This window comes from Sphingomonas yantingensis (assembly GCF_014199325.1).
Taxonomy (GTDB): domain Bacteria; phylum Pseudomonadota; class Alphaproteobacteria; order Sphingomonadales; family Sphingomonadaceae; genus Sphingomonas; species Sphingomonas yantingensis.
The window spans coordinates 454,020-466,608 of record NZ_JACIJJ010000001.1; the positions used below are offsets into that span (position 1 = coordinate 454,020).

Annotated in this window: 13 protein-coding genes and 2 tRNA genes; 6 read left to right on the forward strand and 9 right to left on the reverse strand. The window is 67.5% G+C overall.

Annotated features, from left to right (window positions below; translation table 11 throughout):
* The first annotated feature begins 92 nt into the window (after window positions 1–92).
* Genes FHR19_RS02305 through FHR19_RS02315 form a run of 3 tightly spaced genes read left to right on the forward strand, consistent with a single transcriptional unit; the run spans window position 93 to window position 4,340 of the window.
* Window positions 93–1,580 (forward strand): tryptophan halogenase family protein, encoded by a 1,488-nt coding sequence (locus FHR19_RS02305; RefSeq protein WP_184023769.1) that lies wholly within the window; start codon window positions 93–95, stop codon window positions 1,578–1,580.
* A gap of 1 nt (window position 1,581) precedes the next feature.
* Entirely contained in the window at window positions 1,582–2,790 is a 1,209-nt protein-coding gene (locus FHR19_RS02310) for a tryptophan 7-halogenase (RefSeq protein WP_184023771.1), read from the forward strand.
* On the forward strand, window positions 2,787–4,340 hold the full coding sequence (locus FHR19_RS02315) for a tryptophan halogenase family protein (RefSeq protein WP_184023773.1): 1,554 nt from the start codon (window positions 2,787–2,789) through the stop codon (window positions 4,338–4,340). The genes FHR19_RS02310 and FHR19_RS02315 overlap by 4 nt, the downstream gene beginning before the upstream one ends.
* Here FHR19_RS02315 and FHR19_RS17465 read toward each other — a convergent pair.
* The 4 genes from FHR19_RS17465 to FHR19_RS02335 form a co-directional block, all read right to left on the reverse strand.
* The gene (locus FHR19_RS17465) at window positions 4,270–4,854 is read right to left on the reverse strand and encodes a hypothetical protein (protein WP_221228342.1); all 585 of its coding nucleotides are present in this window, start codon (window positions 4,852–4,854) and stop codon (window positions 4,270–4,272) included. The genes FHR19_RS02315 and FHR19_RS17465 overlap by 71 nt on opposite strands.
* 308 nt (window positions 4,855–5,162) lie before the next feature.
* Window positions 5,163–5,348 carry a LytTR family DNA-binding domain-containing protein gene (locus FHR19_RS02325; RefSeq protein WP_184023775.1) on the reverse strand — a complete coding sequence of 62 codons (186 nt, stop codon included), beginning with the start codon at window positions 5,346–5,348 and terminating at the stop codon, window positions 5,163–5,165.
* The gene (locus FHR19_RS02330; RefSeq protein WP_184023778.1) at window positions 5,270–6,103 is read right to left on the reverse strand and encodes a hypothetical protein; all 834 of its coding nucleotides are present in this window, start codon (window positions 6,101–6,103) and stop codon (window positions 5,270–5,272) included. Before FHR19_RS02330 ends, FHR19_RS02325 begins: the two co-directional genes overlap by 79 nt.
* Before the next feature lie 701 nt (window positions 6,104–6,804).
* A tRNA-Thr gene (locus FHR19_RS02335) sits at window positions 6,805–6,879 on the reverse strand.
* Window positions 6,880–6,972: 93 nt separating this feature from the next.
* Between FHR19_RS02335 and FHR19_RS02340 the strand changes: the two genes are divergently transcribed.
* Window positions 6,973–7,110: a hypothetical protein gene (locus tag FHR19_RS02340; RefSeq protein WP_184023781.1), complete on the forward strand. Its 138-nt coding sequence runs from the start codon at window positions 6,973–6,975 to the stop codon at window positions 7,108–7,110.
* On the opposite strand, the gene FHR19_RS02345 is transcribed toward FHR19_RS02340, so the two are convergent.
* A complete protein-coding gene (locus FHR19_RS02345; protein ID WP_184023784.1) occupies window positions 7,107–7,376 on the reverse strand; it encodes a hypothetical protein in 270 nt (89 codons plus the stop codon). The two genes, FHR19_RS02340 and FHR19_RS02345, sit on opposite strands and share 4 nt — an antisense overlap.
* A gap of 71 nt (window positions 7,377–7,447) precedes the next feature.
* Entirely contained in the window at window positions 7,448–7,996 is a 549-nt protein-coding gene (gene msrA / locus FHR19_RS02350) for a peptide-methionine (S)-S-oxide reductase MsrA (protein ID WP_184023788.1), read from the reverse strand.
* Between the two features lie 101 nt (window positions 7,997–8,097).
* Here msrA and galE point away from each other — a divergent pair, with 101 nt between their 5' ends.
* Window positions 8,098–9,093: a UDP-glucose 4-epimerase GalE gene (gene galE, locus FHR19_RS02355; protein WP_184023791.1), complete on the forward strand. Its 996-nt coding sequence runs from the start codon at window positions 8,098–8,100 to the stop codon at window positions 9,091–9,093.
* Window positions 9,094–9,153: 60 nt separating this feature from the next.
* Here the strand turns inward: galE and FHR19_RS02360 are convergent, their stop codons facing one another.
* Together FHR19_RS02360 and FHR19_RS02365 are read right to left on the reverse strand one after the other, a co-directional pair.
* Window positions 9,154–11,262, reverse strand: coding sequence for a TonB-dependent receptor (locus FHR19_RS02360; protein WP_246359258.1), 2,109 nt, complete (start codon window positions 11,260–11,262; stop codon window positions 9,154–9,156).
* A 147-nt stretch (window positions 11,263–11,409) separates the two neighbouring features.
* Window positions 11,410–11,486, reverse strand: a tRNA-Arg gene (locus FHR19_RS02365).
* Window positions 11,487–11,573: 87 nt separating this feature from the next.
* Between FHR19_RS02365 and FHR19_RS02370 the strand changes: the two genes are divergently transcribed.
* Entirely contained in the window at window positions 11,574–12,074 is a 501-nt protein-coding gene (locus FHR19_RS02370) for a hypothetical protein (protein ID WP_184023794.1), read from the forward strand.
* Here FHR19_RS02370 and FHR19_RS02375 read toward each other — a convergent pair.
* Window positions 12,071–12,562: a nucleoside deaminase gene (locus FHR19_RS02375; RefSeq protein WP_184023797.1), complete on the reverse strand. Its 492-nt coding sequence runs from the start codon at window positions 12,560–12,562 to the stop codon at window positions 12,071–12,073. The two genes, FHR19_RS02370 and FHR19_RS02375, sit on opposite strands and share 4 nt — an antisense overlap.
* Window positions 12,563–12,589 lie beyond the last annotated feature (27 nt).

A 12,589-nucleotide genomic window follows, 5' to 3' on the forward strand; every position in this document is an offset into this window, starting at 1 on the left:
GTCATAACATTCAGAACAACGCCGACAAGAGAGAAAAGAAAATTGATTTAATAAACATGCATCGGCAAGTAGTGCCAAGGAGAGAGGCGGGGATGCGCACGATCATTCTGGGGGGCGGCACGGCCGGCTGGATGACGGCGGCGGCGCTGGCGCGACTGCTGCGCCCGATCACGCAGGTCACGCTGATCGAATCAGCCGAGATCGGCATCGTCGGCGTGGGCGAGGCGACCTTGCCGCACATCCGCGCCTTCAATCAGCGGCTGGGTATCGACGAAGAGTCGTTCATGGCCGCGACGCTCGGGACCTTCAAGCTCGGCATCGATTTCCGCGACTTCGGGGCAGTTGGCGAATCCTACATTCATCCGTTCGGCAGTTTCGGCGCGCCGATCGGCGATGTCGGCTTTCATCACTATTGGCTGAGCGCCGGCGCCCCGCCCCCGCTCGAGCGGTTCAGCCTGCCTTGCCGGATGGCGCGTGCCGCCCGTTTCGCGCATCCGGACCCGCGCGAAGAAGCCGATCATGCCGGCTATGGCTATGCCTATCAGTTCGATGCGACGCGTTTCGCGCCATATTTGCGCGCGCGCGCAGAGGCCGACGGCGTCACCCGGATTGAGGGGCGGGTCGTCGGCGTCGATCGGATTGGTCAGACCGGGGACGTGACCGCCTTGATCCTGTCCGACGGCCGCCGGATCGAAGGCGACTTGTTCGTCGACTGCTCGGGTTTCGCTGCTCGCCTCATCGAGGGTGCAATGGCGGCGCCGTGGGAGGACTGGTCGCGCTGGCTGCCGTGCGACCGCGCGGTCGCCTTGCCCTGTGCGACGCCGGCGGGGCCGATCGAGCCTTATACCCGCGCGACCGCGATGGCGGCGGGTTGGCGCTGGCGCATTCCCCTTCAGCACCGGGTCGGCAACGGCTATGTCTATTCGAGCGCCCATCTGGGCGATGACGCTGCCGCCGATGCGATCGCCGGCGCGCTCGATGGCACGCCGCTGGCCGAGCCGCGGCTGCTGCGGTTTCGCGCCGGGCGGCGGCGCGAAAGCTGGGTGGGGAATGTCGTATCGGTCGGCCTTGCCAGCGGCTTTCTCGAGCCGCTCGAATCGACCAGTCTCTATCTGGCGCAGATGGCAATCACCGAGCTTGTCGAGTTGTTCCCCGATGGCGCCATCGATCCGCGCGACCGCGCCGAGTTCAATGCCCGCGTCGATAGCGAATATGACCGCATCCGCGACTTCCTGATCCTCCACTATACCGCGACGCGGCGCACCGATTCCGATTTCTGGGGCGACATGCGCGCGCTCGCGGTGCCGGATACGCTGGCCGAGCGGATCGAGTTGTGGCGGGAAACCGGACGCGTCGCACAATATTCGCGCGGCCTGTTTCTCGAGCCGAGCTGGGTCGCGGTACTGGTGGGGCAGGGCATCCTGCCGCGCGGGATCGACCCCCGGGCGGCCGCCGCGGAGCCGGACCGGCTGCGCCGCGCGATGGCTGCGCTCGACGCGGATCTCACCGCTCGCGTCGCAGCGATGCCGGATCACGGGGCGACACTCGGGCTAGGCGTGTGCGCAGCGGATGCGGCCTAGGATGTTGCCTCGCGTCATGCTGATCGGCGATGGACTGACCGCCCGGCTTGCAGCAGCGGCGCTGGGTCGGATGCTGCCGCGCGGGCACCTGATGTGGCTGGCCGTGCCGACGCAGCCTGCACCCATCGACCACTCCACGCGTCTCTGGCCCATCGCAGAGGCGTTTCACGAGCGTATCGCCCTGCCGCCGGAGGCGCTTGCCGCAGCGGGCGCCTGTAGCCATCGCGGCGAGCGGTTCGAGCATTGGCCTAGTCGCGTCGCCTGGTCGCTGCCGTCCGATGCCGACGCGATCGAGCAAGGACATCTGGAGGCCTGGCTCGCTGATCGGAGCAGGCCGCTAGCGGGCGCGTCCCCGGACCCGGATGCGCCGCTGACGCGCATCGACCCGGTGGCCTATGGTCGGCTGCTCGAAGCGCACGCCGCGCGGATGGGCGTCGAGCGGCGGCCGGTGACCGCCCTTGCCGCCGAGCGCGCCGAGGACGGCGGGATCGCCCGCGTCATCGTCGACGGTCATCCCCTCCGCGCCGACTGGTACATCGACACGGTCGGCACGCTTTCGCCCGCCCCGCGGCGTTCCGCGCCGACCGCCACGGGCCTCCTCGCCATCGGCGCGCCGCCGAAGGCAGGGGAAACGCTATTCCGCGCCGCGTCCTTCGGGTGGAGCGGCGGCGGAATGACCGGCTTCGCAGCGGGCGTCGAGCGTGATGCCGCGATCCGCCGCCACCGGGTCGAGGCCGCCGCCGATCCGCGGGCGATCATACCCGTCGCGCAACATCGTCGCGACGGGTGGGCCGCGAACGTCCTGGCGCTTGGGCCGGCGGCGTTCACGCCCGACCCGATTGCGCAGATCGAGCTTGCGCTGATCCACTCGGCCCTGTTGCGGCTTGGCGTCGCTCTGCCCGCAGGGGCACCCGTCGCGAGCGAGCGGGCCGAAGCCAATCGCCGCGGCGAGGCGGAGCATGACGCCGCGGCCGACTATGCACGTGCGCTGGTGATGATCGAGCGCGAGGGTCCCTACTGGCTGGCGGCATCGGCGCTGCCCGTATCGGCGGCGCTGGAGCGTCGGCTCGATCTGTTCTCGCGTCGGGGGCGGTTGCCACCGATCGAGGACGATCCGATTCCGCATGGACGATGGCGTGCAATGCTGGCCGGCCTCGGCCACGCACCGGCACGGCCCGATCCCCTTGCCCGCGCAGGATTGGCGGCATGAGCGGGGGCGAGGGCGCGATCCGCGACGTCGTGATCGTTGGCGGCGGCACCGCGGGCTGGATGATGGCCGCGGCGGCGGCTCGCTATCTCGACGACGGGCAGCGACGCATCACGCTGATCGAATCCGATGCGATCGGCACGGTGGGCGTGGGCGAGGCGACGATCCCGCCGATCCTCAACTTCAATGCGCTGCTCGGCATCGACGAGCGCGACTTCGTGAAGGCGACACAGGCAAGCTTCAAGCTCGGCATCGAATTCGTCGGTTGGGGCCGGTCGGGCGACCGATACATCCATCCCTTTGGCACCTATGGCCGCGATATCCACGGCGTCGCCTTCCATCAGCTCTGGCGCAAATTCGCCGGGCGCCCCGGGGTCGGGCCGATCGACGATTACGCGATGTCGATCGCTGCCGCGCGGGCGGGTCGCTTCGCGCATCCGACCGCCGATCCGCGCGATCCGCGTTCGCAGCTCGCCTATGCCTATCATTTCGACGCTGGGCTCTATGCCGCGTTCCTGCGCGACTATGCCGAGCGCGACGGCGTGTCGCGTGTCGAAGGGCGGATCGCGGATGTCGAGCGCGATGCGGCAAGCGGCGACGTGCGGGCCGTGCAGCTTGACGATGGCCGCCGGATCGAGGGCGAGCTCTGGATCGACTGTTCGGGCTTTCGCAGCCTCCTTTTGGGCGAGACGATGGGCGTGCCCTTCGTCGACTGGTCGCACTGGCTGCCCTGCGATCGCGCCTGGGCGGTGCCATGCGCGCGCGTCGATCCGCTGCTCCCCTATACCCGGTCGACCGCTCGGCCGGCCGGCTGGCAATGGCGCATTCCGCTGCAGCACCGGACGGGCAACGGCCATGTCTTTTCGAGCGGCTTCATGACCGAGGAGACGGCGCTCGACCTGTTGCTCGCCAATCTCGACGACGCACCGGCTGGCGATCCACGGATGCTGCGCTTTACGGCGGGCCGTCGGGCGGAGCCGTGGCGGGGCAATGTCGTCGCTTTGGGGCTGGCGGCAGGGTTCCTCGAGCCGCTCGAATCAACGAGCATCCATCTCGTCCAGCATGGCATTCAGCTGTTGTTCGCGCTGTTCCCGGATCGTCGCTTCACCGCGGTCGAGCGGGCCGAATACAATCGGCTGATGACGGCGCAGTTCGATGCGATCCGCGACTTCATCATCCTCCATTATCACGCGACCGAACGGCGCGGCGAACCCTTCTGGGACCATGTCCGTACGATGCCTATCCCCGATACGCTGGCGGCCAAGATTGCGCTTTTCCGGGAGAAAGGGCGTGTCTTTCGCTACGACGACGAGTTGTTCGCGGTGCCGAACTGGACGGCGGTGATGCTGGGGCAGGGCATCGTGCCGCGCACCCATGATCCGATTGCGGATTCGCTCGACGACGACCGCGTCCTGGCGATGATGGTGGCGCACCGACGCAACTGCAACGCGGCTGCTGCGGTGATGCCCACCCACGCCGCCTTTATTGAAAACCTGCTTCATGAGGGACCTGTCGTTCGCGCCCTTGGCCCGCACCGAAACAATGATCGGTAACGCCCGGCGCGCTCGCAGCCTTCACCGAGCGGTGTATTCGCGCCCTCTTGTTCCCGAGGGACGGGATCAGGACGTCCAGTGCGACCGATGCCGCCTCGGGCTTGTTGCGGCTGTCGACATGCGGTCCGCGCGCCTTCACGGACAGACCGCCCGTGCCCTCACCCGAGAGGCGGGAGATGCTTCCGGTGAGCGCGAACTCCATCGCGTCGACGATGCCGCTCTTATCCTTTCCGTTGAGCTCACACGCCGCGAAGTTCTGTCCCTTTAGGTCGAGGGTCAGGTCCCGTATGCCGCGTGCGGGCGGCGGTTCGCCGTCCCCCACCGTAGCGGCGCGGGTGTCGGGCGCGTTCGCCGTCGTAGCCTCGACGAACAGCTCCATGCCTCCCCGCTCCAGGTGATAGTCGGGCGACTGGTGCTCGTGGCGCAGCCGGAACCCCATCTCCCGGAATGCGAACGACAGATAGAGCTCCCAGATCCGGGCGCTGTAGCCCGTCGTTTGGAAGCCCGGGCGCAATTGCCGTCAAGGTCGGGCGCCCAGCGCGAGAGTTCGGCCAGCAGCGCCTTCGCTCCCGCCGCCTGACCGGAACTGCCGTGTTTCATCTCTTGGTCGTGTGCTTTGCCGGAGACGGATAGCACCGATTTCCAACGGATTCCCGAACAGCAACGGATCGGTGAGCGGGACGGCGACGGCAATTTTCGATCAGTGCCATAGCCGGCCTGAGCGTCCGCATTTGGTCCGATCAAACTTCAGGCGGTTCCGCCAGTTTCAAGTCACCGGACCGCATGACCGGGCTTTCATACCGAAAGCTCTTTGCGGCAAGCTCACGAGGCGCGCACTTTGTCCAGAAAACTTCGGCCGATACGAAGCGTCGTGCCACTCGGCAGGACCACCGCCCAGACACCGCCGCCCTCGTGGCGAAGACCGTCGATCATGTCGCGCCGAACGATGGTCGAGCGATGGATGCGCTGGAAGAGCGACGCAGGTAGCCGGGCGGCGATATTGTCCATCGTCTCGCGCAGCAGGTGCGAGCGTCAAGCTCGGCGGGTGGATAGGCGGTGGGCGTGTATCGCTGCGCCATCAAGCCTCGGCGAAAGCAATGCTCCCATCCCGCGGACTCGATGGATACCGCGTAGCCCTTCGACGACCTGCCACCGTTGTATTCGACGATGGCGGCGTGGACGTTGACGTCCCTCAGGTGCCCGACGGTCCGATTGCCGATGGCTAGCACTTGTTCGATCTCCGGCGCGAGCCTGCGGCTGTTATTCCAGAACAGCCGCATGTCGTCGACGATGCTGTGTGCGAGCTTCGTGACGTCGTCGGGCGTGAAGGAGCAGAAGTATTCCCCACCCGCGATCAGATCCATGTCGCGCGCGAGGACTGCGCCCGCGGCGCCGTCGAACGGCGGGAACTGAAGTTGCTCGTTCGGCCGATCGCCACGGAAGCACTCCACGATGACCGGTCTTCCAAGCGCGTGGTAAGGTAGATCGGCGCTTATCCTCTCGATGCTGCTCAGCAGCAGCGCCAGGTTGGAGCCGTAGATGTTGGAGGGAAGTTCGTCCTCGACGTGAAGCCCGGGTCGGTCGATGTCAAAGCCGAGGTACTCGGCTCCGACGATGACGGTTCCCAAAACCGCCATCATGTCAACCCGGGCGGGGAGGGCGAAGTCGGGCCCACTTTTTCTCGAGAGCTTCTCGAGCTGCCTAGAGACCTCTTCCACGGCTTCCCGGTCCAGCGCCAACCAGGCTCGGGCGGCGACGTCCAAGCCTACTTGCCGTGCCTCCGACAGGTAAAGGTTGTTCAGGGCGTGCGCGGCGAGTGTGCCGGTGGGCGTCGTCGCCGATCCGAGGGCTGAGTCCAGATGAGCCCGACGCGATCCGCGTCGGGCGCTGGAGAGCCTTCATTGTCGTTCGTCATGCAAGTCATTCCCATTTTTAGGACTTGAGTCGCGATTCCGGGAGGGGTGGGGGGGGGTTTTCCCGGCGGCTCTTGGCCGCCGTTCACCGTCTCGCGTGCCGCGGCGGTGGCGCCTGACGGACACGTTGAGGCGCAAAGCGTCACCGACCACCGGATCATTGCATCGTTCGATCCGCTCCGGAATGGATCGCCCCGGGGAAGCACCGACCTCGAGCCCGGTTGTGAACGGCCGCGTCCCGACACTCGGGCAATGCGACGCGCCCGAAAGGTTGAGTTCCCCGTCGCGGGATCGAGATCATCCGCCCACGAACGATCCGCGCCCTTGCGGCAACGTCGGGCGTTGGCATCATCGGTTAGATTGCCGCTGTGACATTGCGAGAATGGGTGCGATTTCGGAGCCAGCCCGCCGCGTCGCTATTGCACCGGGGCGCAGGCTCATCCCGAAGGATCAGCTTTCTGATAACGGCTTCGCCCGGCCTCACGATGTGATGGCCCGGTGATGGCCCGCCCCCGCGGGGCGAACTCTTCTTTATCTAAGTTATTGAAAAATGGTGCTGCCGGTGAGGATTGAACTCACGACCTCAGCCTTACCAAGGATGCGCTCTACCACTGAGCTACGGCAGCACCGGGTCCGTCCCGAGGGGCGGATCAGGGCCGGGCCTATGAGTGGGCCCTGGATGATTGTCAACCCGCGTGTCCTCGATCTATCGAGACGAAATGGAACGCGAGGATGATCGAGCGGCGCGGCTGGCGGAAGCGCTACGCGCCAATCTGCGCCGGCGAAAGGCGCAGTCACGGGAACAGGCGGCGCTGCCGGCCGAACCGGCGACGCCGCCCGCGCCCGACAAGGCTTAGTTGCCGTTGACCAGCGCGTTCTTCTGCGCGTCGGTCAGCTCATGCGCATCGACGTCCGAATCGTCGATCGCATCGGCGCGGTCCTCGGCATTTTCCTTGATCTGATCGACCTCGGCCTCGCTCGCGCCGTTCATCGCGGCGGCTTCGGCCTGCGCCTCGCCCTGCTGCTTCGCGCGGTCGGCGAGCGCATCGTCGCCATTGCCGCCGCAGGCGGCCAGCGGCGCGGCGGCGAGGACGAGGAGGGCGGGGGTCAGGAAGCGCTTCATCTGTCTATCTCCGATTCGGGACCGAAACGGCCCGGGCGGGCGCTCAACACGCCGACCGTGCCGCGGTTCCGTCAGACGCCGGCTTCGACCGCCTTCGACCGCTCGGCAAAGCTCTTGCGCAGCTTCTTGAGCTTGGGCGGGATGACCGCGAGGCAATAGGGATTGCGCTGACCCTCGCCGTCCCAATAGCCCTGGTGATAATCCTCGGCCGGATACCAGCGGTCGGCGTGCTCGATCGTCGTGACGATCGGGTTCGGCCACTCGCCGGCGTTCCGCTCGATCGCGGCGCGCGCCTCGGCCTCCTGCTCGGGCGAGTGGGGGAAGATCGCCGAGCGATATTGGGTGCCCACGTCGTTGCCCTGACGGTTGAGCGTCGTCGGGTCGTGCGTCGCAAAGAAGATGTCGAGCAGGTCGCCATAGCTTACCTGTTCGGCGTCGAAGGTCACCCGGATCGCCTCGGCATGGCCGGTCGTGCCGCTGCACACAGCCTTGTAGGTCGGGTTCTCGGTCTCGCCGCCGATATAGACGCTCTCGACGCCAATGACGCCGATCACGTCGTTGAACACCGCCTCGGTGCACCAGAAACACCCACCGGCGAGCGTCGCCACTTCCTCACGCATGTCTTTCGTCTCCTGAATGACCCCAAAGATAGGTTGGCCGTGGCGCGATCCAAAGGGGGCGGGTAAGGCGGACGCTTCGAAAGCGGGAAGGGGCGGGCAAGATGCGTGACGGTTGCGTGATGGTGACGGGCGGGGCGGGCTATATCGGCAGCCACGCGGTGCTGGCGCTGCTCGACGCGGGCTGGCGCGTGGTGGTGGTCGACAATCTGGTCACCGGGTTCGACTGGGCGGTGGACAGCCGTGCGACGCTGGTCGTCGGCGACATTCGCGATGCCGCCAAGGTCCGGGCTGCGATCGCCGAGCACGGCGTCACCGCCATCATGCATTTTGCCGGATCGGTGGTTGTGCCCGAATCGGTCGAGAATCCGCTGAAATACTATGCGAACAACACCGCCGCCTCGCGCGACCTGATCGAAAGCGCGGTGGCGTCCGGTGTCCGCCACTTCATCTTCAGCTCGACCGCCGCGACCTATGGCATCCCCGACCAGGTGCCGGTGCGCGAGGATGCGGCCAAGGCGCCGATCAACCCCTATGGCATGTCCAAGCTGATGACCGAGGCGATGCTGGCCGACGTTGCCGCGGCGCATACGTTCAATTACGCGGCGCTGCGCTATTTCAACGTGGCGGGGGCCGACCCCGAGGGGCGCAGCGGCCAGTCGACGGCGGGGGCCACCCACCTCATCAAGGTGGCGGTGGAGGCGGCGACCGGCAAGCGGGGCCATGTCTCCGTCTTCGGCACCGATTTCGCGACGCCCGACGGGACCGGGGTGCGCGACTATATCCATGTCAGTGATCTTGCCGCCGCGCATGTCGACGCGCTCGACCTTCTGATCGCCGAGCCGGCGCAGAGCCGCACCTTCAACGTCGGTTATGGCCGCGGCTATTCGGTGCTGGAGGTGCTGAACGCGGTCGATCGTGTCACCAACCGGACGATCGAGCGGCGGCTGGAGGGGCGGCGCGCGGGCGATCCCGACGCGCTGGTCGCGGACAACGGCGCGATCCTGTCGGCGCTGCCCTGGCGGCCGCAGCACGACGACCTCGACGGCATCGTCCGCGACGCGCTGGCGTGGGAGCGAAAGCTCGCCGAACGGGGGTAGAAAAACACGCCGCCCGCCCATGCCCGAGGGAACGAGGGCAAGGGCGGGCGGCGGCCCCCTTTAGATCTGGAAGCGGAGCGTTGCGCGGATGTCGCGGCCGGCGAGCGGGGCGAAATCCTTGAGGAAGCTGGCGTGGCGGCGCGCCTCGACATCGAACAGGTTATTCGCCGACAACGTCAGGCTGGTCGCATTGCCGCGGCCGAACGGCTTGAAAGCAAGCGAGGCGTTGACCATCGTGTAGCCGTTGGTCGGCAGCTCGAAATCGGTGACGCGGTCCTGCTCGAACACGTGCTCGACCTCGAACCGGCCGTTCACCTTGTCGCCATTGGCCTCGATTCCGCCGAGCATGCGCAGCGGCGGGATGCGCGGGGCGGGGCCGACGCCGGTGATCGTCGTGCGGACATAGTCGGCAAGCCCGTCGACGCTGAGCTTGGTCGTGCCGAAGGTGGCGAGATCGGCCTTGGCCTCCGCCTCGAAACCCCAGACGCGGGCATCGGCCTGTGCGTACTGGAACACCGGCAGGTCGTCGATGATCTCGCCGGTCGGCGACTGGTAGATATAGTCGGTGAACCAGTTGTAATAGCCGGCCAGCGCGAAGCTCACCCCCGGGGCGGAGCCGCGCAGCGTCGCCTCCAGTCCCCAGCTCTTTTCCTTGGCGAAGGTCGGGTCGCCGATCTCGTACGACTGGGTGCCGGCGTGCGGGCCATTGGCGAACAGTTCCTCGGCGGCGGGTGCGCGCTCGCTGTGCGAGCCGTTCAGGCCGATGCGGATGCCGTCGGTCAGCTGATAGCTGGCGCCGAGCGAGCCCGAGATCGCATCGAAGCGGCGCTCGTAGCGCGGCGTGCCGATCTGGGCGTCGGCCTGTGCAGTCAGGCTGGTCTGCTCGTACCGCGCGCCGCCCTCGACACGGAAGCGGCCCATGTCGAGGCTCTGGAGCGTAAAGACGCCGTACTGCTCGGTCGTGTTGCGCGGCACGAACTTCTCTTCGCCCTGCACGTCGAAGTCGCGGATGAACATCTGCACGCCCGAGGCGCCCTTCCAGCCGCCCTTTGCGCGCTGGACGAGTTCGAGGCGCCCCTCATAGCCCTGGTTGAAGAAGCTGGTGCCGACCTCGCCGGTATCCTCGATCTCGTCATGGCGATAATCGGCGGCGGCGAGGCGGACGCGGATCTTGTCGAGGAAGCCCTCGGTCTCGACCTCGCCGCGAATGTCGAAGCGCGTCTGCTTGAGCGCCAGACGCACCTGCTCGGCCTCGCCCTCGGTCGTCTCGTCATAGCCGATGCGCGCAGGCACGCCGTAAATGCTGTCGTAATGGCTGACCGAGAAACCGAGGTGCCCGCGATCGGTCACCACCGACAGCCCGCCGGCGACTTCCCAAGTCTCCGACGCGGTGTTGGGGATGCGGCCGCGTAGGGTCGCGTTCTCGCGCACGTCGGGATCGGCGCTGGAGGCGGCAAGCGCGCGCAGTTCGGGGCTGAGCAGATAGCCGCCGGTACGCAGGTCGTCGGTCTTCAGATAGCTGCCGTCGAGATGCGCGACCAGCTTGCCCGCGATCGGCACGTCAATCTCGCCGGCGACCGACCGCTCCTTGGCGGCGGTGCCGTAATTGCCGATCACGTCGAGGTGGACGGCTTCCTCGGGCAGGCGGCGCGGGATGCGGTTGTCGATGACGTTGACGACGCCGCCGATCGCCGACGAGCCGAAGAGCAGCGCCGAGGGGCCGCGCAGCACCTCGATCCGGTCGGCGGTCAGCGGGTTGATGACCGGCGCGTGGTCGACCGAGGTGGTCGAGGCGTCGACCGAGCCGATGCCGTCGATCAGCACGCGCACGCGGTCGCCCGAAAAGCCGCGCAGGATCGGCCGCGACGCGCTGGGCCCGAAGGACGAGGCGCTGACACCCGGCAGCCGCGCCAGCGTGTCGCCGATCGAGGGGCGCAGGTCGCGGGTCAGCGCCTGGCCGGTCAGCACCGACGTGCCCGACAGGATGTCGCCCTGCGTCTGCTCATAGGGCGCGGTGACGATGATGTCGGTGCGATCCTGCGAATGGTCGCCGCGCTGTGCCTCTGCGGGTGCGGGGGTGTCAGCGGCGGCGGGCGCCGCCTTGTCCTCGGCAAAGGCCGGGGCGGCGACGAGCATGGTGGAGGCGAGCAGCAGGGGACGAAGCAACATCGGCACGATTCCGGTACGCTTGGGGAAAGACGCGCCTGTGTACCGCGATGTTATAAAGTCACAAGGGGCTTTTCGACGATGCTACGCGCAATGCGACGAACGCCAGTCCGATGGGTTGACCGTGCAATACCGACGATGTGGGAAAAATGGCGCACCCGGAACGATTCGAACGTCCGACCCTCAGATTCGTAGTCTGATGCTCTATCCAGCTGAGCTACGGGTGCGCGGTAGGAGGGGGCCTCTAAACGGCGTTTGCGGACCGCGCAACCCCGTTGCGTGCAAAAAAATGCGGCGATACGCGTTGAGGGGTGATGCGCTCCCTCCTTGTCCTGTCCGCCCTTGCTCTCCTCGCCGCCTGCGCCAGTCGGGGGGAGGACGGCTATCCCTCGCTGCTGCCGCGGCCGATCGAGAAGCGGGGTTTCGCCGATCCGGCGCCCAAGCCCGAGCCGGTGGCGACGCCCGACGCCGCACTCGACGCACAGGTAGCGAAGGCGAAGGGCGCGCTCGCGAAGGCAGGCGCCGCCTTTGCCGACAAGGCGGGCGAGGCCGAGCGGCTGGCCGCGCGGGCGAAGGGCGCGTCGGCGGGCAGCGAGCCGTGGATCGCCGCGCAGGTGGCGCTCGCCGAACTCGACACGCTGCGCAGCGGCACCGCAGGCGCGCTCGCCGATATCGAGAAGCTGGCGATCGACCGCGCGGCCGAGGGCAAGCCACCCTATCCCTCGCTGGAGACGCTGCTCGCCGACGCTCGGGAGCAGAACCAGCGAGAGGTCGAGCGAATCAACCGGATCGAAGGATCGATGCCGCGCGGTTAAGCCTCGCGGCGCCGGTAATTGTCCTGATGGAGCTGGCGCAGCCGATCGGCCGCGGCCTCCCACGGACCGGCGACGGGTGTGTCGGGCGACACCTGCTCGATCGGGATCGCGCGCACGGGTGACGGCTCGGCCCCCGCTTCGGCCAACCAGCCGGCGAGCTGCCCCGCGGAACTCGCATAGACGATGCGGCCAAGCCCGACCCAGCCATGCGCGGCGGCGCACATCGGGCAATGCTCGGTCGAGGTGTAAAGCGTCGCCGACCGGCGCGCCGCCTCGTCGAGATTGTGCGCGGCCCAACGCGCGAGCGTGAACTCGGGATGCCGGGTGGCATCGACGCTCACCGCGCGATTGCGATCCTCCGCAAGCACGTTGCCGTCGGGATCGACGAGCAGCGAACCGAACGGATGGTCGCCCGCCGCATCGGCTTCGGCGGCGAGCTCGATCGCGCGTTCGAGGAAGGGGTGGTCGGCGGGGGTGATCTTGGTCATCCGGCGCCAACAGCTGGCGGCGCCGGA

What these genes read in the sequence shown, in the direction of transcription:
- FHR19_RS02305 (WP_184023769.1), top strand. Translation starts at nt 93, where the DNA reads ATGCGCACGATCATTCTGGGGGGCGGCACGGCCGGCTGGATGACGGCG.
- FHR19_RS02310 (WP_184023771.1), top strand. Translation starts at nt 1,582, where the DNA reads ATGTTGCCTCGCGTCATGCTGATCGGCGATGGACTGACCGCCCGGCTT.
- FHR19_RS02315 (WP_184023773.1), top strand. Translation starts at nt 2,787, where the DNA reads ATGAGCGGGGGCGAGGGCGCGATCCGCGACGTCGTGATCGTTGGCGGC.
- FHR19_RS02325 (WP_184023775.1), bottom strand. Translation starts at nt 5,348, where the DNA reads ATGGACAATATCGCCGCCCGGCTACCTGCGTCGCTCTTCCAGCGCATC.
- FHR19_RS02340 (WP_184023781.1), top strand. Translation starts at nt 6,973, where the DNA reads ATGGAACGCGAGGATGATCGAGCGGCGCGGCTGGCGGAAGCGCTACGC.
- FHR19_RS02345 (WP_184023784.1), bottom strand. Translation starts at nt 7,376, where the DNA reads ATGAAGCGCTTCCTGACCCCCGCCCTCCTCGTCCTCGCCGCCGCGCCG.
- msrA (WP_184023788.1), bottom strand. Translation starts at nt 7,996, where the DNA reads ATGCGTGAGGAAGTGGCGACGCTCGCCGGTGGGTGTTTCTGGTGCACC.
- galE (WP_184023791.1), top strand. Translation starts at nt 8,098, where the DNA reads ATGCGTGACGGTTGCGTGATGGTGACGGGCGGGGCGGGCTATATCGGC.
- FHR19_RS02360 (WP_246359258.1), bottom strand. Translation starts at nt 11,262, where the DNA reads ATGTTGCTTCGTCCCCTGCTGCTCGCCTCCACCATGCTCGTCGCCGCC.
- FHR19_RS02370 (WP_184023794.1), top strand. Translation starts at nt 11,574, where the DNA reads ATGCGCTCCCTCCTTGTCCTGTCCGCCCTTGCTCTCCTCGCCGCCTGC.
- FHR19_RS02375 (WP_184023797.1), bottom strand. Translation starts at nt 12,562, where the DNA reads ATGACCAAGATCACCCCCGCCGACCACCCCTTCCTCGAACGCGCGATC.